The sequence below is a fragment of the Herbidospora cretacea genome (assembly GCF_001570605.1).
In the GTDB taxonomy this organism is placed as follows: Bacteria; Actinomycetota; Actinomycetes; order Streptosporangiales; family Streptosporangiaceae; genus Herbidospora; species Herbidospora cretacea.
This window is the reverse complement of sequence record NZ_BBXG01000010.1, coordinates 115789-139789: the sequence shown is the minus strand read 5'-3', so window position 1 is coordinate 139789 and position 24001 is coordinate 115789. Positions and strand designations below refer to the sequence as shown.

General features: G+C 71.5%; 23 protein-coding genes. 12 read left to right on the top strand and 11 right to left on the bottom strand.

The features are described 5' to 3' along the window. Positions 1 to 243: 243 nt before the first annotated feature. The 4 genes from AW270_RS21635 to AW270_RS21620 form a co-directional block, all read right to left on the bottom strand. Positions 244 to 1173 carry a sigma-70 family RNA polymerase sigma factor gene (locus AW270_RS21635; protein WP_061296944.1) on the bottom strand — a complete coding sequence of 310 codons (930 nt, stop codon included), beginning with the start codon at positions 1171 to 1173 and terminating at the stop codon, positions 244 to 246. A gap of 147 nt (positions 1174 to 1320) precedes the next feature. Next, a complete protein-coding gene (gene hutI, locus AW270_RS21630) occupies positions 1321 to 2469 on the bottom strand; it encodes an imidazolonepropionase (RefSeq protein ID WP_061296943.1) in 1149 nt (382 codons plus the stop codon). An 18-nt stretch (positions 2470 to 2487) separates the two neighbouring features. Then, positions 2488 to 3819, bottom strand: coding sequence for a formimidoylglutamate deiminase (locus AW270_RS21625; protein WP_061296942.1), 1332 nt, complete (start codon positions 3817 to 3819; stop codon positions 2488 to 2490). Next, entirely contained in the window at positions 3819 to 4988 is a 1170-nt protein-coding gene (locus tag AW270_RS21620) for an allantoate amidohydrolase (RefSeq protein WP_061296941.1), read from the bottom strand. Before AW270_RS21620 ends, AW270_RS21625 begins: the two co-directional genes overlap by 1 nt. Positions 4989 to 5042: 54 nt before the next feature. Between AW270_RS21620 and AW270_RS21615 the strand changes: the two genes are divergently transcribed. Then, a complete protein-coding gene (locus AW270_RS21615; protein WP_061296940.1) occupies positions 5043 to 6320 on the top strand; it encodes a TIGR04013 family B12-binding domain/radical SAM domain-containing protein in 1278 nt (425 codons plus the stop codon). Positions 6321 to 6330: 10 nt separating this feature from the next. Here AW270_RS21615 and AW270_RS21610 read toward each other — a convergent pair whose 3' ends face one another. Then, positions 6331 to 6999 carry an SDR family oxidoreductase gene (locus tag AW270_RS21610; protein WP_061296939.1) on the bottom strand — a complete coding sequence of 223 codons (669 nt, stop codon included), beginning with the start codon at positions 6997 to 6999 and terminating at the stop codon, positions 6331 to 6333. A gap of 85 nt (positions 7000 to 7084) precedes the next feature. Between AW270_RS21610 and AW270_RS21605 the strand changes: the two genes are divergently transcribed. The 4 genes from AW270_RS21605 to AW270_RS21590 all read left to right on the top strand — a co-directional run bounded on the left by AW270_RS21605 (position 7085) and on the right by AW270_RS21590 (position 10309). After that, entirely contained in the window at positions 7085 to 7885 is an 801-nt protein-coding gene (locus AW270_RS21605; protein WP_061296938.1) for a TSUP family transporter, read from the top strand. Between the two features lie 120 nt (positions 7886 to 8005). Next, a complete protein-coding gene (locus tag AW270_RS21600) occupies positions 8006 to 8536 on the top strand; it encodes a PadR family transcriptional regulator (protein ID WP_061296937.1) in 531 nt (176 codons plus the stop codon). A gap of 67 nt (positions 8537 to 8603) precedes the next feature. Further along, on the top strand, positions 8604 to 9563 hold the full coding sequence (locus AW270_RS21595; protein WP_174549881.1) for an ATP-binding cassette domain-containing protein: 960 nt from the start codon (positions 8604 to 8606) through the stop codon (positions 9561 to 9563). Then, the gene (locus tag AW270_RS21590) at positions 9560 to 10309 is read left to right on the top strand and encodes an ABC transporter permease (protein ID WP_061296936.1); all 750 of its coding nucleotides are present in this window, start codon (positions 9560 to 9562) and stop codon (positions 10307 to 10309) included. Before AW270_RS21595 ends, AW270_RS21590 begins: the two co-directional genes overlap by 4 nt. A gap of 7 nt (positions 10310 to 10316) precedes the next feature. Here the strand turns inward: AW270_RS21590 and AW270_RS21585 are convergent, their stop codons facing one another. The 3 genes from AW270_RS21585 to AW270_RS21575 form a co-directional block, all read right to left on the bottom strand. Beyond that, complete coding sequence (locus tag AW270_RS21585; RefSeq protein ID WP_061296935.1) at positions 10317 to 11135, bottom strand: MurR/RpiR family transcriptional regulator; 819 nt, start codon at positions 11133 to 11135, stop codon at positions 10317 to 10319. 3 nt (positions 11136 to 11138) lie between these two features. Beyond that, positions 11139 to 12785, bottom strand: coding sequence for a urocanate hydratase (gene hutU, locus AW270_RS21580; RefSeq protein WP_061296934.1), 1647 nt, complete (start codon positions 12783 to 12785; stop codon positions 11139 to 11141). Between the two features lie 216 nt (positions 12786 to 13001). Continuing rightward, positions 13002 to 14720 (bottom strand): ABC transporter ATP-binding protein, encoded by a 1719-nt coding sequence (locus AW270_RS21575; RefSeq protein WP_245674796.1) that lies wholly within the window; start codon positions 14718 to 14720, stop codon positions 13002 to 13004. 276 nt (positions 14721 to 14996) lie between these two features. Here AW270_RS21575 and AW270_RS21570 point away from each other — a divergent pair, with 276 nt between their 5' ends. The 7 genes from AW270_RS21570 (at position 14997) to AW270_RS38935 (ending at position 21736) form a co-directional block, all read left to right on the top strand. Then, on the top strand, positions 14997 to 16652 hold the full coding sequence (locus AW270_RS21570; protein ID WP_061296932.1) for a cellulase family glycosylhydrolase: 1656 nt from the start codon (positions 14997 to 14999) through the stop codon (positions 16650 to 16652). A gap of 112 nt (positions 16653 to 16764) precedes the next feature. Next, positions 16765 to 18156: a DUF4331 domain-containing protein gene (locus tag AW270_RS21565; RefSeq protein ID WP_082801727.1), complete on the top strand. Its 1392-nt coding sequence runs from the start codon at positions 16765 to 16767 to the stop codon at positions 18154 to 18156. Positions 18157 to 18225: 69 nt separating this feature from the next. After that, positions 18226 to 19440, top strand: a complete 1215-nt coding sequence (locus AW270_RS21560; RefSeq protein ID WP_061296931.1) for a tetratricopeptide repeat protein — start codon at positions 18226 to 18228, stop codon at positions 19438 to 19440. Next, on the top strand, positions 19437 to 20903 hold the full coding sequence (locus AW270_RS21555) for a nickel/cobalt transporter (RefSeq protein WP_061296930.1): 1467 nt from the start codon (positions 19437 to 19439) through the stop codon (positions 20901 to 20903). The genes AW270_RS21560 and AW270_RS21555 overlap by 4 nt, the downstream gene beginning before the upstream one ends. A 41-nt stretch (positions 20904 to 20944) precedes the next feature. Further along, positions 20945 to 21178 carry a hypothetical protein gene (locus AW270_RS21550; RefSeq protein ID WP_061296929.1) on the top strand — a complete coding sequence of 78 codons (234 nt, stop codon included), beginning with the start codon at positions 20945 to 20947 and terminating at the stop codon, positions 21176 to 21178. A 187-nt stretch (positions 21179 to 21365) separates the two neighbouring features. Continuing rightward, positions 21366 to 21569, top strand: coding sequence for a PIN domain-containing protein (locus tag AW270_RS41340; RefSeq protein WP_245674795.1), 204 nt, complete (start codon positions 21366 to 21368; stop codon positions 21567 to 21569). Positions 21570 to 21577: 8 nt separating this feature from the next. Next, positions 21578 to 21736, top strand: coding sequence for a hypothetical protein (locus tag AW270_RS38935; RefSeq protein ID WP_174549880.1), 159 nt, complete (start codon positions 21578 to 21580; stop codon positions 21734 to 21736). Here the strand turns inward: AW270_RS38935 and AW270_RS21540 are convergent, their stop codons facing one another. The 3 genes from AW270_RS21540 to AW270_RS21530 all read right to left on the bottom strand — a co-directional run bounded on the left by AW270_RS21540 (position 21737) and on the right by AW270_RS21530 (position 23972). Further along, positions 21737 to 23083, bottom strand: a complete 1347-nt coding sequence (locus AW270_RS21540; protein ID WP_061296928.1) for an FAD-binding oxidoreductase — start codon at positions 23081 to 23083, stop codon at positions 21737 to 21739. It lies immediately after the preceding gene. A 93-nt stretch (positions 23084 to 23176) separates the two neighbouring features. After that, positions 23177 to 23806 (bottom strand): hypothetical protein, encoded by a 630-nt coding sequence (locus AW270_RS21535; protein ID WP_061296927.1) that lies wholly within the window; start codon positions 23804 to 23806, stop codon positions 23177 to 23179. A gap of 10 nt (positions 23807 to 23816) precedes the next feature. Next, the gene (locus AW270_RS21530; RefSeq protein ID WP_157522369.1) at positions 23817 to 23972 is read right to left on the bottom strand and encodes a hypothetical protein; all 156 of its coding nucleotides are present in this window, start codon (positions 23970 to 23972) and stop codon (positions 23817 to 23819) included. Positions 23973 to 24001: the final 29 nt, after the last annotated feature.

Here is a 24001-nt window from a genome sequence, read left to right as displayed (position 1 = left end):
GCGCAGTGGGCTTCGCCAAGGGCTTCATCGACCGGCTCGCGCACTGACACGTAGTCGTAGGCGGAGAGGTGAGCTTCCTCTCCCGTGCACGCCAGGGTGTTCTTCTGCCGTTTCAGGTCGCGACCCTGCATGTTTCACATCTGTGAAACTCGCCACAACCGTGTTTCGGACGTGTTTCGGACGATACGTACACGCAAAAAACGCCTGCCGGTAAACCGGCAGGCGTTCGATGACCTCGTAAAACTAGGCTGCGACGTGGGCCATCTTGCGGAGACGGGCCAGAGCGTCGCGTTCCAGGCGGCGGGCCCGGTCACGGCCGATGCCGTAGCGCTCGCCGACTTCGGTCAGCGTGTGTTCACGCCCGTCGACCAGGCCGTAACGCCAGCGCAGCATCTCGCTCGCCTGACCCTCCAGACCGGTCAGCCAGTGTTCCAGGCGCTCGCGGTCGAGGGTGGCGAGGGCCTGCTCCTCGGGGTTGGCCCACGACTCGTCGGCGATCATGTCGCCGAGCTCGGTCTCGTCCTCGTCGCCGACGCCCAGCTGGAGCGACACCGGGTCGGAGGCCCAGCGGCGCAGCTCGCGCACCCGCTCGATGGGCAGTTCGAGCACCTGGGCGAGATCGTCGTCGGTGGGCTCGGCGTCGAACTCGGCCAGCATGTCGCGGCGGACCCGCATCAGGCGGGTCATCTGCTCGCCGGCGTGGGTGGGCAGGCGCACCGGGCGGGCCTGCTCGTGAATGGCCCGGCCGACCGACTGGCGAATCCACCAGGTCGCGTACGTCGAGAATTTGTAGCCACGGCGGTAATCGAATTTCTCCACCGCCCTGACCAGGCCCAGGTTCCCCTCCTGCACCAAATCGATGAGCGGCATTCCGCGCCCGGAGTATTTCCGGGCCACCGCCACCACCAGGCGCAGGTTGGCCTGGATGAACTCGTCCTTGGCGCGGCGCCCCGAGACCGCCACCCGCTCGAGTTCCTCGTCGAGCGCGTCGGAGACCTTCGGCTCCGGGTCGCCCGTGTCGAGCAGCTGCTCGGCGAACAGCCCCGCCTCGATACGCTTGGCGAGCTCGACCTCCTGCTCTGCGCTCAGGAGCGGAACGCGCCCGATCTCGGCCAGGTAGGTTCCCAGCAGATCTCGATCCGCGACTTCCTGCGTCCTGTTCCCCGTCGCCATTCCAGGCACCTCGTTCCGCAGCGCGAACACCCTCGTCCTGAACTGGCCAACGGTTCGATCAGGGCAAAGATTCCCTCAAGAGATACGCCAGCAGAATGGTTTTCAATTCCTCCTAAAGGAGGATGCGCCGTACTTTGGCCGGAATTTTCACACCACCCTACGTCCCGCCTGCCAGACCTGCGTGACGAGCGGCACGCCGGGGCGGTACGCCAGGTGCACGTACGACGCCGCCTCCAGGATCACCAGGTCGGCCCGCGCCCCCGGCCTGATCACCCCGACGTCGGTCCGGCGCAGCGCCGCCGCCCCGCCCGCCGTCGCGGCCCGGACCGCCTCGGCCGGGGTCATCCCCATCTCGCGTACGGCCAGCGCCACGCAGAACGGCATCGACGAGGTGAACGAGGAGCCGGGGTTGCAGTCGGTCGCCAGCGCCACCGTGACCCCGGCGTCGAGCAGCCGCCGGGCCTCGGGATAGGGCGAGCGGGTGGAGAACTCGGCCCCGGGCAGCAGCGTGGCGACCACCCCGGCGTCGGCCAGCATGCCGACGTCCTCACCGGTCAGGTGGGTGCAGTGGTCGGCGGAGGCGGCGCCGAGCTCGCAGGCCAGCCGGACCCCGGGGCCCTCCCCGAGCTGGTTGGCGTGCACCCGCAGGCCCAGCCCGGCCGCCTTCCCGGCGGTCAGGATCTCCCGGCTCCGGTCCTCGTCGAAGGCGCCCCGCTCGCAGAACACGTCGATCCACTTGGCGTAGGGCGCGCAGGCCGCCAGCATCGGCCCGGCCACCAGCCGCGTGTAGTCGTCGGGGTCGGCGCCGGGCGGCACGACGTGGGCGCCCAGGAACGTCGACTCCTCGGTGAACGCCCGCGCCACCTCCAGGGAGCGTCGCTCGTCGCCGGTCGTCAGGCCGTAGCCGCTCTTGATCTCGACGGTGGTGGTGCCCTGGCTGGTCATCTCGTGGACCAGCCCGGCGGTCCGGGTGGCCAGTTCCGGGGTGGACGCGGCCCGCGTCGCGGCGACCGTGGTCCGGATGCCGCCGGCGGTGTAGCGCTCCCCCGCCATCCGGGCGGCGAACTCGGCGGTCCGGTCGCCGGCGAAGACCAGGTGGGCGTGGCTGTCGACGAACCCGGGGAGCATGGCCCGGCCGCGCACGTCGACGCGGCGGTCGGCGGCCGGGGCGCGGGCGGCCTCGCCGACCCAGGCGATCTCGGCGCCCTCGACCACCACCGCCGCCTTGGCGATCTCCTCCCGGCACCCGTCGGAGGTGAAGAGCAGTCCGATGTCATAGAAGAGCGTCGCGCTCACTCAGCACCCGCAATCACGTCAGCCGCGGACCGCGCCGATGGCGTCCCGCAGCAGGTGGCCGATCTCACCTGTCACATGGCGTCCGGCCTCGACGATCCGCCGTCCACCCGACACGACGGACACGACATCGGCCCCCGTCGCCGCGAACACCACCGATTCCACTGCCGATCGGGCGGTCGCGCCAGCCGTACGGACCGAGTCGAGCCTTACTGTGACCAGATCGGCCCAGGCGCCCGGGGCGATCTGGCCGCCGTCGGGGAAGCCGAGCGAGGTGTGGCCGGTCACGGTGGCGGCGGTGAGCAGTTCGTCGGCGCGCCAGTGACCGCGTTCGCCGCTGACGATGCGCTCGCCGAGTTCGACGGCGCGGGCCTCCTCGAACAGGTCGACCACGGCGTGGCTGTCGGAGCCGAGCGTGATCGGGCTCCCGGCCAGGTGGAGGCGGCGGGTGGCGCAGACGCCGTCGGCCAGGTCGCGTTCGGTGGTCGGGCAGACGCAGACGTGGGTGCCCGAGCCGCCCAGCAGGGCGACGTCCTCGTCGGAGACGTGGGTGGCGTGGACGGCCGTGGACCGGGGGCCCAGCGCGCCGGCTTCGTGCAGGACCCGGACCGGGGAGGCGGCGTAGGCGGCCACGCACTGCTCGTTCTCGGCGAGCTGCTCGGAGACGTGGACGTGCAGCGGGCCCGCGTGGTGGTGGGTGAACTCGACGACGACGGGCATCTGCTCGGGGCGCATGGCCCTGACCGAGTGGATGGCCGCGCCGATCTCGACGTCCTCGGCCCCGGCGTAGGCCGCGGCGAGCCGGTCGGCCCGGCCGGCCCACTGGTGGACGTCGCCGTCGCCGAACCGGGTCTGCACCCCTTCCAGGGGAGCCCCGAAACCGCCGGACAGATAACACGTGTCGAGGAGGGCGAGCCGCACCCCGGCGTCGCGGGCGGCCCGGACCAGGGAGTGGCCCATCTCGTTGGGGTCGTCGTAGGGGACGCCAGAGACATCGTGGTGAAGGTAGTGGAACTCGCCCACGGCGGTGATCCCGGCCAGGGCCATCTCGGCGTAGGCGGCGCGGGCCAGCCGGTAATAGGTGTCGGGGTCGAGGCGGCCGGCGACGGCGTACATCTGCTCGCGCCAGGTCCAGAAGCTGCCCCTGCCCACCTGGGTGTGGCCACGCAGGGCGCGGTGGAAGGCGTGGGAGTGGGCGTTGGCCATGCCCGGCACGGTCAGGCCTTCGAGGATCTCGCCGCTCGGCGGCACCCCCTGTTTCACCTCGGTGACGCGGTGGCCGTCGACGTCGACCTGGACCCCTTCGGCGACCGCGCCGCCGACCCAGGCCATCTCGCACCAGTACGTCTGCATCAGGCCCCTCCCCCGGTCAGGTCGGCCAGCACGGCGGCCAGCGCGACGACCCCGGAGACGCAGTCGGCCGGTTCGGCGAACTCGCCGGGGGCGTGCGAGACCCCGGTCGGGTTGCGGACGAACAGCATCGCGGTCGGCACCCCGGCGGAGGCGAGGATCCCGGCGTCGTGCCCGGCGGCGGTCGGCAGGATCGGCGCGGGATGGCCGTCGAACCCGGCCGCGCAGGCGACCCGCAGGCGCAGCACGTCGTCGAAGACCACCTCGGGCGTCCACGACTCCTCGGTGACCTCGACCCCGTGGGACAGTTCCTCGACCAGGCGGCGGACGGCGGCGGTCTCCGGGCCCCGGGCGTCGAGCCAGGCGGTGACCAGGGAGGGGATCGCGTTGGCGTTGCCGGGCTCGACCCGCACCTTGCCGAAGGTGGCCCTGACCCCGTGGGTCTCGGCCTGGAGGCGGGCGGCGAGCACGGCGCGGGCGTAGGCGAGCATCGGGTCGTCGCGGTCCTCCAGCGCCGTGGTGCCGGCGTGGTCGGCCGTGCCCCGGAAGTCGAAGCGCCAGCGGCCGTGCGGCCAGATGGCGCTGGCCACCCCCACCGGGGCCTGGAGGGCGCGCCCCTGCTCGACGTGGAGTTCGACGAAGACCCCGATGTGGGCGAGGGTCTCGTCGTCGCGGCCCAGGCCGCCGGGGTCGCGGCCCTGTCCCCGGAGCACCTCGTCGAGGCACAGCCCCTCGTCGTCGGCCAGGCCGCGGGCCCGCGACGGGTCGAGGACGCCGGTCAGCAGCCGCGAGCCGATGCAGGGCACCCCGAACCGGGCGCCCTCCTCGTCGGTGAAGCAGGCGACCGCGATCGGGCGGTCGGGCCGGAAGCCGTCACCCCGGAGCAGATCGATCGCCTGGAACGCGGACGCCACGCCGAGGGGACCGTCGAACGCGCCGCCTTCGCGGACCGAGTCGAGGTGGCTCCCCGTGACCAGTCCGGGCCCGTCGGCCGCCGGGTCGCCCCACCACGCCCACAGGTTGCCGTTGCGGTCTTCGTGGCTGGTCAGCCCACGGGTGACGGCCTGGTGGGTGAACCACTCGCGCAACTGCATGTCGGCGGGCGACCAGGCGTCCCGCCGATAGCCCCCGGTGCGCGGATTTCTGCCGATCTGCTCGATGTCCGCCAGCATTACTCCACCCTACTGAATGGCTCCATTCACGTCAGGGAGGGCTACCCTGACCCGATGAGTTTCGATGTCAGCGTGGTCGTTCGTTACCGCAAGGCGGTGACCTACGGCATGCACGCCCTGCTGGCGGCCCTCGAAGCCGCGCCTCCGGCGGTCGACTTCGAGGTCAGGTTCGCCACCAGCGCCGAGGAGACGGCGATCCAGATCGGCCAGGCCGACGCCGGCCGGGTCCTGGTGCTCTGGTCCTTCTACTCGCCCGACTTCCCGTTAATGACGGCCGAACTGGCCGAAGTCAGGGCGCTCACCACCAGGAACGACGTCGTCCACGTGGCGGGCGGTGTCCACGCGACCGCCGAACCCCAGCAGGTGATCGACGCGGGCTGGGACGTCGCCGCGATCGGCGAGGGCGAGACCACGATCATCGCCCTGGTCGCCGAATCAGACCTGCGCAGGGTCCCGGGGCTGGCGATCCGCGACCACGACGGGATCGCGCTCCGCACCCCCGGCGTCCCGCAGCTGCCGCTCGACAGCTTCCCGTCGTTCCCGGCCGGGCGGGCCGGGCCCATCGAGATCACCCGCGGCTGCCGCTACACCTGCAAGTTCTGCCAGACCCCGTTCATGTTCGGGGCCCAGTTCCGGCACCGCTCGGTCGAGAGCGTGCGCGACCACGTGAGGCGGATGGCCGCCCGGGGGCTGCGGGACGTCCGGTTCATCACCCCGACCTCGCTCAGCTACGGCAGCCAGACCGCCGACCCCGACCTGGGCAAGGTCGAGGAGCTGCTGGTGGCCTGCAAGGAGGAGGCGCCCGCCGACGGCCGGGTGTTCTTCGGCAGCTTCCCCTCGGAGATCCGCCCCGAGCACGTCACGCCCGAGGCGATGCGGATGCTGCGCAAATACGTCGCCAACGACAACATCATCATCGGCGCCCAGTCGGGCTCCGACCGGATCCTGGCCAGTTCGGGCCGGGGCCACGGGGCCGCGCCGGTGCTCGACGCGGCCAGGATCGCGATCGACTTCGGGTTCCGGCCCAACGTCGACTTCATCTTCGGCATGCCGGGCGAGACCGAGGACGACCAGCGGGCGTCCCTGAAACTGGCCTCCGACCTGGCCGACCTGGGCGCCCGCATCCACACCCACACCTTCATGCCGCTGCCCGGCACGCCGTGGCGCGACGCCGAACCGGCGCTGATCCCGCTGACCACGACGAGCGAGCTCGACCGGCTGGCCCGGCGCGGCGACGCCTACGGCCACTGGCGCAAGCAGGCCGAACACGCCCAGGTGCTGGCCGAGACGGCCAAGCAGTATCCGCGCCGGACCCCGCGCCGCCGCATCTGACCCGCGGGATCTAGCGGGGCCGGACGATCACCTCGGTCAGGTGGGCGTCGGCCGGCGCGGTGACCGCCGCGACCACCGCTCTGGCCACCGAGTCGGCCTTGAGGTAGCGGTCCGGCTCGTACGCGCCGCCCTCCTGCTCGCGCACGTCGCGCTGCATGTCGGTGTCGATGCGGCCCGGGTAGACCGTGGTGACCCGCAGGTCGGGCTCCTCCTGGCGGAGCACGTCGGCGTAGGCGCGCAGGGCCCACTTGCTGGCGGCGTAGGAGCCCCAGTCGGGGTGGGCCCGCTGCCCGGCCCCCGAGTTGACCAGAACGACCTGGCCCCCGGCCGCCCGCAGCGAGGGCAGCAGCAGCCGGGTCAGCTCGGCCACGGCGAAGACGTTGACCTCGAAGGTCTCCCGCCAGACGCGGATCGGGGTCTCCGCCACGGGCCCGAGGGTGACGACCCCGGCGCTGTGCACCAGCAGGTCGATGCGGCCGAGCCCTTCGACGTCGCGGGCGGTGGCCTCGGTCAACTCGACCGGGAAGGGCCGCGCGCCGAGTTCCTTGCAGAGCTCGTCGAGCTTGCCTCCGCCCCTGCCGCCGAGGATCAGGTCGTGGGTGGAGGAGAGGGCGCGCGCGACGGCGGCGCCGAGGCCGCGGGAACCGCCCGTGATGAGGGCGACTGGTCGATCACTCATAGCGATCACCTTAGTTACCTCGCGAGGGCGGGCCGGATTTCCCACTATCTTTACCGGAAAACTCACGATTCAGAGGAACATCCCCATGGCTGAAGTGCTGCTGGCTCTCGTGGCGGGGTTCGTGGTGGCGGCGCTCGGCACTCCGGTCGGCGTGTCGGGGGCGGTGTTCCTGCTGCCGCTGCAGGCAGGGCTGCTCGGCGTGAGCGGCCCGGCGATCAGCGCCACCAACCTGGTGTTCAACGCCATGTCGACCCCGCTGGCGCTGGCGCGGTCGGCGGCGGCGCGGGCCCGCACCGCCGACCTGGCGATCGTCACCGCGGCCTGCGTCCCGGCGGCGGCGCTCGGGGCGTTCCTGCGGGTGACGCTGTTCGCCGATCCCGCCCGGTTCCGGCTGCTGGTCCTCGCGGTGCTCGCGCCGCTGGGGGTCCAGCTCCTGGTCAGGGCGGCGCGCAGGACGCCCCGCCGGGTGACCGGGGCCGGGGACGACGCGCCCCCGCTCAACCCGTTCACGCTGACCGCCCTGGTGCTGGCGACCGGCGCGGTCGGCGGCACCATAGGCATCGGCGGCGGGTCGGTGCTGGCCCCCATCCTGGTGGCGGTCCTGCGCCAGCCGGTCCGGCGCAGCGCGCCCCTGGCCCTGACCTCCACACTGTCGACCTCGCTCACCGGCCTGATCGCCTACACCCTGTTCGACACCCTGGCGGTGGGCACGCCGCCGGCCAGCCCGGTCTGGCACATCGGCATCGCGACCGGTCTGGGGGGCATCGCCGGGGCGCTCCTCGGGGCCAGGACGGCCGAACGCGCCGGTGAGCGGGCGCTGGTGCTGATCCTCGGCACGTCGGCCACGGCGACCGCGGCGATGTACCTCGTGCAGGTGGCGGGCTGACCGGCCCCAGGGTGGTCGGGCGGTCTGCCACTCCGGAGGCGTAACGGAAGAAGGCTCTTGAACCGTCGACGGCGGGAAAGCCGTTGCGACAGCTACTCAAATTTGTGTATAAATTTGAGCATGTCCTCCACAAGGGTCCTCATCCTGGGCACTCTGCTCGACGGGCCGCTGCACGGCTATGAGGTGCGCCGCCGCCTGGAACTGTGGGGGGCCGGTTATTGGGCCAACGTGGCTTACGGGTCGATCTACCACGGGCTCGCCAAGATGGCCGACGAAGGCCTGCTCGCCGTCGTCGAGCAGGGCAAAGCGGGCAAGACTGTGTACGAGATCACCGCCATCGGCCGCGAGGAGTTCCAGCGCCAGCTCCTCACCTACTGGTGGGAGATCAAGCCGATCGTCGACCCGTTCCAGGTCGCGCTGACGTTCCTGGACCGGCTGTCGCCCGCCGACCTGGTCAACGCCATGGAGGCCCGCCTGGTGGCGCTGCGGGCGGCCGTCTCGGCCACCGAACGCGCGCTGCAGGCCAAGTTCGCCTTCGACGCCCCCCGTCACGTCGACGAGTGCATCCGGCTGGCCAACGCCCAGCTCCGGGCGCAGGTCGACTGGATCGAGGACGCGGTCGGGCGGGTCGAGGACGGCGAGCTGCCGTAAACCGGTTGACCTTCACCCGGCGTCATCCCCGAGGCTGGGTCATCCCCCTATGCGAAAAGGTTTCCGAATGATCATCGAGGCGCACGGGTTGCGCAAGACCTTCCACGCCAAACGCGGCCGTGGCAAGACCGAGGAGGTCGAGGCCGTCCGGGGCATCGACCTGGAGGTCCGGGAGGGCGAGATCTTCGCCGCGCTCGGGCCCAACGGCGCGGGCAAGACCACCACCGTCCGGATGCTCGCCACCTTCATCGCCCCCACCGCCGGGACCGCCCGGGTGGCCGGGTTCGACGTGGTCAAGGAGGCCGCGAAGGTCCGCGAGAGCATCGGCTACGTCAGCCAGGCCGGCGGCGTCGACGAGAACAACCCCGGCATCGACCAGCTCATGCTCGCCGGGCGGATCGCCGGGCTGTCGAAGAAGGCCGCCCAGGCCCGCGCCGACGAGCTGCTGGCCGCGTTCAGCCTGACCGAGATCGCCCGCCGCCCGGCCCGCACGCTGTCCGGCGGGCAGAAGCGCCGGTTCGCCATCGCGCTCGGCCTGGTCACCGCTCCCCCGCTGGTCTTCCTCGACGAGCCCACGACCGGGCTCGACCCGCAGAACCGCGCCAACCTGTGGGACGAGGTGCGCGCCCTGCGCGACCGGGGCACCAGCGTGCTGCTGACCACCCACTACCTCGACGAGGCCGACGCGCTCTGCGACCGCCTGGTCATCATCGACAACGGCACCGTCGTCGCCGAGGGCACTCCGGCCTCCCTCAAGAAGGAGGTCGCCGGCGACGTCGTCACGCTCAAGCTGAAGGGCGTCGACGAGGCGGCCGAGGCGCTGCGCGCGCAGTCCTACGTCAAGGAGGTGCGCACCGAGGACGGCCTGCTGCGGGCCTACCTCGACGACGGCGAACACGGCCTCCCCCATTTGCTGCGGGTGCTCGAAGAGCGCTCCCTGAGCCTTGAGTCGATCTCCCTCGACCGGGCCACCCTCGACGACGTCTTCCTCCGCCACACGGGCCGATCCCTGCGAGATGCCGCATGATCCGTCAGATCTCCCTCTTCCTCGTCTACGAACTCCGGTTCCTGTTCCGCAACCCGGTGTGGCCGCTGTTCGGCATCATGCAGCCGGTCCTCTATCTGGTCTTCTTCGCGCCGCTGCTCGGGAAGACGACCTCCAGCGGCTCGATGCCCGAGGTGCTGGCCATGTTCACCCCCGGTTCGATGATGATGATCGCCCTGTTCGGCTCGCTGTTCGCCGGCTTCGGCATGATCAACGAGACCCGGAACGGGGTGCTCGAACGGCTGGCGGTCTCCCCGGCGTGGCCGCCCGCGATCATCCTTGGCCGGGTCGCCAAGGACATGCTGGTCCTGGTGCTCCAGGCGATCCTGGTCATGGGCGTGGCCATCCTGATGGGGCTGCGGATCGGCGTGCCCGGCTTCCTCATCATGCTGCTGCTGATGGCCGTGACCGGCCTGTTCGCCGCCAGCCTCTCCTACGGCCTGGCGCTGGCCATCAAGGACGAGAACGGCGTCTCGCAGCTCGTGCAGTTCTTCGCGATGCCGCTGACCCTGATCGCGGGCCTGTTCCTGCCGGTCTCCCTCGGCCCCGACTGGCTCCAGACGCTGGCCAAATTCAACCCGCTCTACTACGGCGTGGAGGCCGGCCGCTCGCTGTTCCGCGGCGACCTCGGCGACTCGACGATCCCGATCGCGTTCGCGCTGCTCATCGGGCTGGCGATGCTGACGCTGGTCTGGTCGATGCGGTCACTGCGGCGGCTCGCCGCCTGAGGGGCCCTCACCGCTCCAGGAAGGTGCCCGTCTGCTCGGTGAAGCGTTCGTGTTCCTCCAGGCGGGCCTGGGTCCGCAGCGGCGCCGCGTCGGCCATGGCCTCCACCAGGAGCATCGCCAGGGCCAGCGGCGCCACGTGGGAGTCGAAGACCAGCCGCTCCCCGACCGGCGCGTCGAGCACGACGTCGGCGGGGAACGGCACGTCCGGGCGGTCGGTGACCACGGCGATCGACAGGCCCAGGTCGCGGGCCTCGGTCAGGGCCGCCGCCGCCTCGGCGGGGTAACGGGGCAGGACCACCGCGAGGAGCCAGCCCGCCCCGGCCCGCCGGGCGGCGTGGAGGCCGTCGGCCAGTTCCGAGCCGCCGTGGGTGAACAGGCGGACGTCCGGATGGATGCGGCGGGCGAAGTAGGCGAAGGTGGTGGCCAGGCCGCTGGAGACGCGCAGGCCCAGGACGGTGAGCGGCTCGCTGGCCGCCAGGGCCGCGCCGACCTCGCCGATCGTCTTGGTCAGGGGTTCGACGCGGTCGCGCAGGGAGCGCAGGTTGCCGATCTCGGCGTCGAGGGCGTCGGGGCCCGCCTCCACTCTCGGCGGCGGGCCGCCCAGCACCAGGGGGCGCAGGGCGTGGCGCAGTTCCGGATAGCCGGCGAAGCCCAGCGCCGCGGCGAACCTGGTCACCGACGGCTGGCTCACCCCGGCGCGTTCGGCCAGCTCCACGCTCGACAGGAAGATCGCTTCATGGAGGTGTTCGCCCAGGTAGTGGGCGATGCGGCGCTGCGCCGGGGAGAGGCGGCGGCCGTCGAGGAGGCGTTCGAGACCGTCGAGCACGCCTCAATTCTCCCGCATCGGCACCCGGACCCCCGTGCCGGCCGCCACTTCGGCGGCTTCGGGATAGCCGGCGTCGACGTGGCGGATGACGCCCATGCCGGGGTCGTTGGTGAGGACGCGGTTCAGTTTCTCGGCCGCGAGCGCGGTGCCGTCGGCCACGGTGACCTGGCCCGCGTGGATCGAGCGGCCGATGCCGACGCCGCCGCCGTGGTGGATCGACACCCACGACGCCCCCGAGGCGACGTTCACCATGGCGTTGAGCAGGGGCCAGTCGGCGATGGCGTCCGACCCGTCGAGCATGCCCTCGGTCTCTCTGTACGGGGACGCGACGCTCCCGCAGTCGAGGTGGTCGCGGCCGATGACGACCGGGGCCTGGAGCACCCCGTCGGCGACCATCTGGTTGAACCGCTCGCCCGCCTTGTCGCGTTCGCCGTAGCCGAGCCAGCAGATGCGGGCCGGCAGGCCCTGGAAGTGGACCCGCTCCCCGGCCAGCCGGATCCACCGGGCCAGCGGCTCGTTGTCGGGGAACAGGTCGAGAATCGCCCTGTCGGTGGCGGCGATGTCGCGCGGGTCGCCGCTCAGCGCGGCCCAGCGGAACGGGCCCTTGCCCTCGCAGAACAGCGGGCGGATGTAGGCGGGCACGAAGCCGGGGAAGGCGAACGCGCGGTCGTAACCGGCGAGCTTCGCCTCTCCCCGGATCGAGTTGCCGTAGTCGAAGACCTCGGCCCCGCCGTCGAGGAAGCCGACCATGGCCTCGACGTGGCGGGCCATCGACTCGCGGGCCCGCACGGTGAAGCCCGCCGGGTCCTTCTCGCGTTCGGCGGCCATGTCGGCGAAGGCGACGCCTCTCGGCAGGTACATGAGCGGGTCGTGGGCGGAGGTCTGGTCGGTGACGACGTCGATCTCGGCGCCCATGGCGAGGAGTTCGGGGAGGGCGTCGGCGGCGTTGGCCTCGACGCCGATGCTCAGCGGCCTGCGCTCGTCGCGGGCCTGGTAGGCCATCCGCAGGGCGTCGGCGAGGGAGGAGGCCTTCACGTCCAGATAGCGGTGCTCGATGCGGCGTTCGATGGACCGGGGGTCGCAGTCGACGCAGATGGCCACGCCGCCGTTCATCGTCACGGCCAGCGGCTGGGCGCCGCCCATGCCGCCGAGGCCGGCGGTCAGGGTGATGGTCCCGGCCAGGCTGCCGCCGAACCTCTTGGCGGCGACGGCGGCGAAGGTCTCGTAGGTGCCCTGGAGGATGCCCTGGGTGCCGATGTAGATCCAGGAACCGGCGGTCATCTGGCCGTACATGGTGAGACCGGCGGCCTCCAGGCGGCGGAACTCCTCCCAGTTGGCCCAGTCGGGCACGAGGTTGGAGTTGGCGATCAGCACCCGGGGAGCCCATTCGTGGGTCCGCATCACGCCGACCGGACGGCCCGACTGCACGAGCAGCGTCTCGTCGGGGTCGAGCGTGGTGAGCGTCCGGACGATCGCCTGGAACGACGGCCAGTCGCGGGCCGCCTTGCCCGAGCCGCCGTAGACGACGAGCTGTTCGGGGTGTTCGGCCACCTCGGGGTCGAGGTTGTTCTGGATCATCCGGAGCGCGGCCTCCTGGGGCCAGCCCTTGGCGGTCAGGGTCGTGCCTCGGGGGCTCCGCACGATAGGCATGGCGCACTCTCCTGAATGAAAGCATTCACAACCGTCTCCCGAAGGATACGGCGGCGAGAGTCGGTGGGGCACCCCGGCGTCCCGGGGCACCCCGTCCCGGACGCGACCGCACGTACGCGCAACCCGGTTCCGGCTCTGTGGCGAAGGAGAGGCTCCGCTCCTTGCGGAGTGCCCCCGATCCCCTCCCGTCACCTCCCCCCGAGAGGAAAGCTCCGGCTAGGAGTTGACCAGGAACTGGGTGGCCGCCAGTTCGCGGTAGAGGTCGTCCTGGGCGATCAGCTCGTCGTGGGTGCCGCTGGCGCGGACCTTCCCGGCCTCCATGACGATGATCCGGTCTGCGCCGGTGACGGTGGACAGACGGTGGGCGATGACCAGCACGGTCGTCTCGCGGGCGACCTCGGCGATGACCTCGCGCAGCCGCAGCTCGTTGACGGCGTCGAGCTGGGAGGTGGCCTCGTCCAGGAGGAGCAGGCGGGGCCGCCGAAGGAGGGCGCGGGCGATGGCGACGCGCTGGCGTTCGCCGCCCGACAGCAGGATGCCCCGGTGGCCGACCTGGGTCTCCAGACCTTCGGGCAGGTTCGCCACCAGGTCGTCGAGCCGCGTGCGGGCCAGCGCCCGGCCGATCTCCTCCTCGGTCACGTCGGGGGCGGCGAAGGTGAGGTTCTCCCGGAGGGTGCCGTCGAGGACGGGGGCGTCCTGCTCGACGTAGCCGACGGCGGCCCGCAGGTCGGGCAGGGGCCAGTCGGCGATGTCCGTGCCGCCGACGCTGATGCGGCCCGACTCGGGCTCGTAGAACCTCTCGACCAGCCCGAACACGGTCGACTTGCCCGCGCCCGACGGGCCGACCAGAGCCGACAGGCGGCCAGGGGGCGCCTCGAAGCTGACGCCGTGGTGGACGGTCGGGCGGTCCTCGCCGTAGCGGAACACCACGTCGTCGAAGACCACCCCGACCGGGACTCCGGTGGTCTGCCCCCGGGTGGCGGCCGGTTCGACCGGGAGGTCGTCGATCTCCTTGATCCGGGTCAGCGCGGCCAGGCCGTTCTGGAGCTGGGTGCCCGCCTGGACCATCTGGCCGAGCGGCGCGACCAGGAAGAACAGGTAGAGCAGGAACGCGATCAGGGTGGCGATGGTCATCGCGCCACTGGCCACGCGCGCGCCGCCGACCGCCAGCACGACCAGGAAGGCGAGCTGGACCGACAGCCACGCGGTGGTGCCGGCGATCGACTGGTAGGCCGAGGAGAGCACGCCCCGGTCGCGGGCCTTCCTGGCGGCGGCCTCGATGACGGCGATCTCGCGGTCCTCGGCGCCGGAGGCCTTGACCGTACGGAAGGCCTGAAGGGCCCGGTCGAGCGCCGAGCCCATGTCGCCCAGCGCCTCCTGCGCGCGGAGGGAGGCCTTGCGGATGCGCGGGAACAGCAGCGACCCGAGCCCGCCGACCCCGGCCACCACCCCGAGGGTGACCACGAGCAGCACCCAGTCCATGACGCCCATCAGCACGGCCGCGCCGACGAACAGCACCGCCGAGCCGACCGCGCCGACCAGGCCGTCGGTGGTGACGGTGCGCAGCAGCGTGGTGTCCGAGGTCACCCGCGACAGCAGGTCCCCGGGCTTGAGCCGGTCGACCTCCGGCACCCGCAGCCGGAGCACCCGGTCGACGAGCCGCACCCGGGCCGACAGGACGATCCCCTCGCCCATCCGCTCCAGCACGAACTGCCCGAAGGCCGAGATCGAGGCGCCGAGGAGCACCACGACCGTGAGGAGTAACACGGGCGCGAGCACGCTCTCCCCCGCCCCGAACCGGTCGATCACCGACCGGACGAACAGCGGCATGGCCAGCCCGCCGGCCGAACCGGCGAGAGTGAGGACACCGGCCAGCACGAGCGTGCGCCGGTGCGGTTTGAGCAGGTCGGCGAGCATTCGCCAGGACGACGTCACGTGAGCCCCCTGAAGGACGTCAATGAAGGTTGACGACGTCAATCTAGGTTGACGCCCAGGAGGGTGTCAACCCAGATTGACGTGTCTGAGAAAGATGTCAGGCGCGAGCCACAGCCGACCTTCGGCCGGCCGCGTCTCGCTTGAAGCTTTCATCCGAGTCTCGCCGGTCACCTCGGGTTTCGGCTCCTGCCAGAGGTGGATTCCTGTACACCTCCGGCGCTTCGCCCGACTCTGGGGATCCGCTCCCCTTAACCGGTTCATGAAAAGAGTCACGCCATGTTTCTCTCAGGCAGATTCAGGGCGCGAGCCACGGCCGGCCTTCGGCCGGCCGCGTCTCGCTCGCGACGGATCGCGCTGACCTGCGCTGCGGTCCTCACCCTGATCGCGTCCCTGCTGGTCGCCGCCTCTCCCGCCCAGGCCGCCGTCGGCCTGCGGGTCAGCGGCCGCAACATCGTGGAGGCCAACGGCAGCGTCTTCGTCATCCGCGGCACGAGCCACGCGCACACCTGGTACACCACCCAGACGAGCTCGATCGCCAACATCAAGGCCAAGGGCGCCAACGCGGTCCGCGTCGTGCTCAGCGGCGGGCGCTGGCCCGCCAACGGCCCCTCGGACGTCGCCAACGTCATCTCCCTGTGCAAGGCCAGCAAGCTGATCTGCATCCTGGAGAACCACGACACCACCGGCTTCGGCGAGCAGAGCGGGTCGGTCAGCCTCGACGCGGCGGTCGACTACTGGATCAGCCTCCAGAGCGTGCTCACCGGCGAGGAGAACAACGTCATCATCAACATCGGCAACGAGCCGATCGGCAACAACGCGGTGACCCCGGGCTGGACCCAGGCCACCTCGGCCGCCATCCAGCGCATGCGCACCGCTGGATTCCAGCACCTGCTCATGGTGGACGCCCCCAACTGGGGCCAGGACTGGTCGTTCACGATGCGCGACAACGCCACGACGGTCGCCGCCGCCGACCCGCAGCGCAACACCGTCTTCTCGGTGCACATGTACGGCGTCTTCGACACCGCCGCCGAGATCACCTCCTACCTGAACGCCTTCCAGACCGCCGGGCTGCCCCTGGTCATCGGCGAGTTCGGCTTCAACCACTCCGACGGCAACCCCGACGAGGACACGATCATGGCCGAGGCGCAGGCGCGCGGCCTCGGCTACCTGGGCTGGTCGTGGTCGGGCAACGGCGGCGGCGTCGAGTACCTCGACCAGGTCACCAACTTCAACCCCAACCAGCTCACCTCATGGGGAACGCGCCTGTTCAACGGCGCGAACGGCATCGCCTCCACCGCCGTGGAGTGCACGATGTGCGGCGGCGGCACCCCGCCGGTCGACACCACCCCGCCGACCACTCCGGGCACCCCCGCCGCGTCGTCGGTGACGTCGTCGGGCGCCTCGCTGACCTGGGCCGCCTCCACCGACAGCGGCGGCTCCGGCCTGGCCGGGTACAACGTCTACCGCTCCAACGGCACCCAGCTCGGCACCACCACGACCAACTCTCTGGCGCTGACCGGGCTGACGCCGTCCACCGCTTACACGGTTCATGTCCGGGCCCGCGACGGCGCCGGGAACCTGTCGGCGAACTCGGCGTCGGTGACCTTCACGACCACGAGCGGCACCTCCGGCGGCTGCGCCGCGACCGGGACCGTGCAGAGTCAGTGGGGCAACGGCTACGTCGTCCAGCCGGTGACCGTGACCAACGGGACCACCGCCCGGACCTCGTGGACGGTGACGTTCACGCTGCCCTCCGGCCACACCCTGTCGGGTTCGTGGAACGCCGACGTCAGCGTCTCGGGGCAGACGGTGACCGCGTCGAGCATGGGCTACAACGGCGCCCTCGGCTCCGGCGCGAGCACGTCGTTCGGGTTCCAGGTCACCCGGCCCAACGGGAACACCGCGACGGTGACGTCGTACACCTGCGCGTAGGTCCTTGAGAAAAAGGCACCAATCCGATCGTGGCGATGGGGCGAATAGGCGGGCGAGGACTCCGGCCGGACCCTCCCGTTCCGTCCCATCGTCCCGAGAGGACCCCATCGTCATGGAGCTCCGGATCACCCCGCGATCGCTGGTCGCCGTGGGTGTGGCGGGCGCCCTCGCCGCCGCGTCCTTCGTCATCCTCCGGCCGGAGGCGCCGAGCGCCTCCTCCCACCGGGAGGCCCCGCTGATCGCGGGCGACCCCCGCAACGACAACACCGACGTGTACGCCTTCACCAGCCCCGACAAGCAGGACACCGTCACCCTGCTGGCCAACTGGATCCCGTTCGAGGAGCCCAACGGCGGCCCGAACTTCTACTTCTTCGACACCAACTCGCGCTACAACATCAAGATCGACAACAACGGCGACGCCAAGCCCGACGTCGTCTACCAGTGGACGTTCAAGGACGTCGACAATCGCGGCAATTCCACGTTCCTCTACAACAACGGCCCGGTCACGTCGCTGGACGACCCCAACCTGCTGTTCAAGCAGACGTACACGCTCAAGAGGATCACCCACCGGGGCGCCACGGTCATCGGCCGGGGCACGGTCGCGCCCAGCAACACCGGCCGGGCCTCGATGCCCGACTACAACGCGCTGCGCTCCCAGGCCGTCGACTCCGTCAAGGGCGGCGGCAAGCAGTTCGCGGGCCAGTCGGACGAGGCGTTCTTCCTCGACCTGCGCGTCTTCGACCTGCTCTACGGCGGCGACCTGTCGGAGGTCGGCCAGGACACCACGCGCGGCTACAACGTCCACACGCTGGCGCTGCAGGTGCCCAAGAAGGAGATCGCGCTGCGCGGGAACGTCGGCCGCAACCCGGTCGTCGGCGTCTGGGCCACCACCGACAAGTGGTCGCCGAGGGGCTACGTGCAGGTGTCGCGCCTGGGCCAGCCGCTGGTCAACGAGGTCGTCGTGCCCGCCGGGCTGAAGGACGCCTTCAACTCGATCAGCCCCGACAAGGACGCCTCGATCCCCGAGGTGGTCAAGCGGGTCACCGACCCCGAGCTGCCCAAGCTGCTGGAGGGCATCTACGGCCTGAAGGCCCCCAAGACCCCGCGCACCGACCTGGTCGAGATCTTCCTGACCGGCATCGCGAAGGGCAACGGCCCGATCAACGCCGACCTCAACTCCCAGACGCTCAACAAGGACGCCGGGAAGCTCCGCCCCGCCGAGATGCTGCGGCTGAACATGGCCGTGCCGGTGACGGCCAACCCCAACCGCCTGGGCGTGCTCGGCGGTGACCTGCAGGGCTTCCCGAACGGCCGCCGCCTCGGCGACGACGTGGTCGACATCGCGATCCAGGCCATGGCGGGCGCGGCGCAGACGGGTCAGCTCGTCCCGGCCCTGGCGGCCGGCGACAAGGTCGACGCCAACGACCAGCCCGCCCTGGCGAAGTTCCCGTACATCCCCGGCCCGAGCAACGTGGCCGTGAACCGGGCGCTCTCCGGCTCCTGATCCCGTGTGAACGCCGCCGCGCCCTCCCCGCGGCGGCACCCCCTTCTTCCTTCTCTGGAGTTCCTTGCCATGCGCTATCTCAAGCGCGGCGGCGTGGCGCTGGCCGGGATCGTCGCCATCACCGCCGCCGCCACCCTCTTCCCGCGCACCGCCCCGGAAGTGGCCGCAGCGCCCACATCCGACCTGCAGGAACGCCTGCGCCGGCTGCCCGGCGACTACGAGGGGTGGGCCGCCCTCGGGTCGTCGTACGTCGACAGGGCCCGCCTCACCGGCGATCCGTCGTGGTACGGCAAGGCCGAACAGGCGGTGGCGAAGTCGCTGACCGTGCGCCCCGGCAACGCCGCCGGACTGACCGGCCGGGCCTCCCTGGAGGCGGGCCGCCACGAGTTCACCCAGGCGGTCACGACCGCGCGCCAGGCCATCGCGGTCAACCCGTACGGCGCGCCGGCCTACGGGGTGCTCGCCGACAGCCTCCACCAGCTGGGCCGCTACCCCGAGGCGACCGAGGCGGTCGACGCGATGATGTCGCTGGCGCCCGGGGTGTCGTCCTTCACCCGGGCCTCCTACGACGCGGAGCTGCGCGGCGACCTGAAGACCGCCCGCGACATGCTCGAATACGCCCGCCGCGACGCCTACCAACCGGCCGACGTCGCCTTCTGCGAGCACTACCTGGGCGAACTCGCCCTCCGCCAGGGCCGCTACGACGAGGCCCGGTCGCACTACGCCAAGGCCCTGACCGCCGACCCGGGTTTCGACCCCGCGCGGGCCGGTCTGGCGCGCGTCACCGCCCTGTCCGGCGACCTGGAGAAGGCCGCTTCCCTGTACGCCGCCTCGACCGCCCGCCTGCCCCTGACCCAGACCCTGGTGGAGCAGGGGGAGGTCCTGAAGGCGCTGGGGCGCGACCCGGGGTGGGCGACGTTGAAGGCGCAGCGCGAACTCATGCGACTCAACGGCGTCCGCGACGACATCACCTGGGCCGAGTTCGAAGCCGACCACGGCTCACCGACGGAGGCCGTCGCCTTCGCGCGGGCCGAGTACGCCAGGAACCCCAACGTCGCCGCGGCCGACGCCCTGGCCTGGGCCCTGCACCGGTCGGGCCGCTCCGCCGAGGCGCTGCGCCACGCGAAGGAGGCCACCGCGACCGGCTGGCGCAACGCCCTGGTCATGCACCACCGCGCCGAGATCGAGCAGGCCCTGGGCCTGAAGACGGACTCCGCGCGGCTGGTCCGCGAGTACAACCCCCGTTTCTCCGCCGCCCTCCCCGCCCTCCAGAGGTCCTCATGAGATTCGCACGCGCCTTCCTCGTCGGCCTGGCGACCTTCCTGGCCCTGGGCACGGCGGCCCAGGCGCACCCTCTCGGCAACTTCACCGTGAACCACTACAACGGCCTGCGCCTGTACGCGGACCGCCTGGAGAACACCGCGGTCGTGGACGTGGCCGAACTCCCCACCCTGCAGGGCGACCGCCCGGAATGCGCAGCCGTGGCCGCCGCCCAGACGCTGGAGGTGAACGGCCGGCGCGTGCCCTGGCGCGTCGCCGGCGGCGACCTGACCCACCCCGAAGGCCAGGGCGGCCTGAAAACCACCCGCCTGGCGTGCGAGTTCGTCGCCGACGTAGTCCCTGCCGGGCGCATCACCCTCACTGACGCCCACGCCCCGGACCGCATCGGCTGGCGCGAGATCACCGTCACCTCCTCGGAGGTCCGGCTCACCCCTCCCGAGGTCCCCGCCACGAGCGTCAGCGACGAACTCCGCTCCTACCCCGACGACCTGCTGGCCTCGCCCTTGGACCAGCGCGCGGTCACCCTGACCGTGAACCCGGACGGCGTCCTCCCGACCGCCTCCCCGGCCATCACCGCCCCCGGCCCGCTCGGCGACTGGCTCACCGCTCTCGACCGCACCTTCACCGACCTGGTCGGCGCCGAATCCCTGACCGTGGGCATCGGCCTGCTCGGCGTGGCCCTGGCCCTCGTCCTCGGCGCGGGCCACGCACTGATCCCCGGCCACGGCAAGACCATCATGGCCGCCTACCTGGCCGGAAGGCGCGGCCGCCCCCGAGACGCCCTGGCCGTCGGCTTCACCGTGACAGCGACCCACACGGCAGGCGTCCTGGTCGTCGGCCTGGCTTTGACGGCGGTGTCGTCCCTGTCAGGCGACCGAGTGCTGACGTGGCTGGGCGCAGCCAGCGGCGCATTGGTCACCGCAATAGGCCTCCACCTCCTCCAGACCGCTCTGAAAGGCACCTCCCCCAACCACGGCCACGGCCACGGCCACGGGCACGGGCACGGGCACGGCCACGGGCATGGCCACGGACATGGCCACGGACATGGCCACGGGCACGGCCACGACGAAACGGGTCACGAAATTTCGGGACATGCGGTGGCGGTTCTGACCCGCGCGGAGACCACCACGACACCCGACAAGCAGTCACGAACAGGCCTGATCGGCATGGGCATCGCCGGCGGCCTTGTCCCCAGCCCCTCGGCCCTGATCGTCCTGCTGGGTGCGATCGCCCTGGGCCGCACCTGGTTCGGCGTGGCCCTGGTCCTCGCCTACGGCGCCGGCATGGCCGCCACCCTCACGGCCACCGGCCTCCTGCTGGTCAAACTCGCCGACCGAGCCGAAGCCCTCCTCAAACTGGGCCGCCTCTCCGCCACCGCCACCCACCTCTCCCGCCTGGCCCCGATCGGCACCGCCGTGATCGTCATCGTCCTGGGCCTGGGCCTGGCCCTCCGATCTCTGGGCTGATCCACGGGCGGCCGATAGGGGGCAGTCGTAAACTTCGTGACATGACGGCAGCAGCGCCCGAAGAATACGAAGACCTCCACCGGCTGGTCGACCAGCTCAACGGCGACCAGCTCCGGGAGATTCGCGAGCACACCCTTCGCCTGGTCCACCCGGAAGAGTCGGCCGAAGGCGGCGCGTGGCCCCCGTCGTTCTTCGGCTCCATGCGATCTGGGCGCTCCGACCTGGCCACCCGCACGGATGAGTACCTCGCCGAGGGCTTCGGGCGCGACGAGTGATCATAGTTGACACCGGCCCGCTGGTCGCCGCCGCCGACTCTGATGAGACCCACCACGAGCAGTGCGTTCGTGAGTTCACCCGCCTGAACGCGACGCGCCGAAAGCTGATCACCACCAGCTTCGTGGCGGCCGGGGCACCGCCACCGAGGCTGAGTTCATCCCTGCTCTCGAATCTGGAACGATCCAGATGATCGAACTGACTCGCCCCGATTTGGCCAGAATCGCCGTTCTGATCGAGCGGTACGCCGACTTGCCGCTGGGTTCGACCGACGCCTCGATCATCACGGTCGCCGAACGACTGAAGATCGACGAGATCTTCACGTTGGACGTGCATCACTTCTCCGTGGTCAGGCCCGCGCACGTCCCCGCCTTCCGTCTGCTGCCGAACTAGGAGGGGACATGCGTGGAGAGTTCACGGTCACAGAAACCGCCGCGGATCTCGGGGATCTGGCGCTGGTGCTGGCCCGGCAACTGGCCGACAGCGGCCATCGCACCTCGCTGGACGAGGTGATCACGCTCTTCGGGCACACCCGCGAATCCCTGAACACACCGACCTGATCAGCGTTCCGGGGCCACCGGATGGTTGGCGTGGATCAGGTCGTGCGGGTCGTAGGCCCTCTTCACCGCGCGGAGTCGCTCCGTCACCTCCGCCGGGTCGAACCGCCCCCGTGACCGTTCGGCGAAGTTCCGATAGCCCGTCGCCGCCTCCCACGGCCCCATCGCCTCCCGCAGCTCGTCCAGAACCTCATGGACCGCCGCCACGCTCGTCGCGTCAGGCGTGATCCCCACGCCGAACATGGCGAACTCCGCGTCCAGCCCGTCGACGGCGCCGCCCGGCACCGCCCCCGGTCGCAGCGCCCCGCCCAGGTGGCGCAGTTCCACCGACAGCAGGGGCAGGTCCCGCCCCGCGCCGGTCATCCCGAGGAAGGCGGCCAGCGCGCCGGAGGGCAGCCCCGACAGCAGCAGGCCGTCACCGGCGGCGGGCACCGGATAGGGCGGGTCCATGTGCAGGAGGTGCAGGTCGCTGACGGCGGTGGGGGCGAAGGTGTCGAGGAAGGGGCCGAGGTCGCGGAGGGGGGCCAGCAGGGCGTCGGCCTGGGGGGCGGGCAGGTCGCAGACGGCCTCGATCGCCACCAGTGACCGGCCGCGCAGCGGTTCGGGCAGGTCGGGGAGGGGCGGCAGGCGCAGCATCCGCCCGAGCGAGGTCACCGCGTCGGGCACGTCGTCGACCCAGCGCCGCCACGCCGTCAGGACGGTGGCCGCCTGCTCCAGGGGCCACGCCAGCATCCCGGCCTGCACCTCGGTCTTGGGGAAGAGCCGGAACTCCAGCGCCGTCACGATCCCCGCGACGCCCCCGCCGCCGCGCAGCGCCCAGAACAGCTCGGGGTGGTTGTCCGCGTCGACGCGGACCAGGGTCCCGTCGGCCAGGACGACGTCGGCGGCGACGACCTGGTTGGAGGCCAGGCCGTGGGAGCGGGCGAACCAGGACACCCCGCCGCCGAGGGTGTAGCCGACCACGCCGACGTCGGCCGCGCTGCCGGCCAGGGCCATCAGGCCGTATTTGGAGGCCTCGTCGGTCACCTGGGCCCAGCGCACCCCGGCGCCCACCCGGGCGATCCTGGTCAGCGGGTCGATGGAGACCTCGCCGAGCCGGTCGGTGCGCAGCAGGATCGTGCGGTGCAGCGAGCCCAGGGGCGCGGCGTTGTGGCCGGTGCCCTGGGGGGCGACGCGGAGGCCGAGCTGCTGCGCGGCCAGCACGGTCGCGCAGACGTCCTGGGCCGTCGCGGCGTGGACGACGGCGGCGGGCCGCTGGTCGACGGCGAGTTGCCAGGCCATCCGGGCGGTGTGCCAGTCGGGGTCGTGCGGGAGGACGAGACGGCCGTGCAGGTCGCCGGTGAAATCCATGATGAGCCAACTCCTCGTAGAAGGTCGGCTCAGACCATAGAAATCCCGCTATGTCGCTTTCTGCGGCTAATTACGCAGAGTGCACCTTGGCACTCACCAGTCGGTGTCGCCCTCCTCGGGGCGGCGCAGGCGGATGTCCTCCGCCCAGGCCAGCGCCCACGAGCGGATCTCGCGGGGCAGCGGCATCATCTCGGCGGCGTCGAGGCGGTCGGCCAGCTCCTCGGCCGCGAAGTCGTCGAGGTGGTCGCGGCCCATGCCTTCGAGCTCTCGGTACGAGTAGAGCCCCCGCACCGACGCCACGTTCACCACGTCGGCGGCCGTCCCGCGTTCGTGCAGGTCGCGCATGGCCAGCCCGGTGGCGTCGATCAGCGACACCACCGGCGTCCCGTCGATCTCCTCGACCGGCTCGGCCAGGTCCTCGCGCAGCAGGTCGACCGGGCAGGTCTGCTCGGTGACCGGGTCGTGGACGGTCAGCCGGGTCACCCGGGGTGAGGCGTCCTCGGCCGAGACGTCGAAACCGGCCCGCTGCAGCGACTCGGTCGCCTGCCAGGCCGGTTCGACGAGCTTGCCGGTGGTGGCGAGGCGCAGCTCGCCCGTGGTGTCCGCGCGCATGCCGTGGAGACGCAGGGCCGGGCCGCCCACCAGGGCGAGGCCCAGCGGCCCGGGACGGACGGCGGCCAGGATGCGGTCGGGGAAGACCCCGAGGAACGGCGTTTGACTCACCGACCAAGTATCAACGCTTGTACTTCCTGCGGATCTCGTTGGCCACGCTCCGGAGGCGGTCCTGGGTGCGGAGCAGCTTGGCCTCCGCCTGTTCGGTGCGGCCCTCGGCGGCGAGGGGGCGGTTGCCCGTCCGGGCGCCGATCTCGGTCTTGGCCCTGGCCTTCATCTCACGAAGTCTGGTGAAGAGTTCCATGG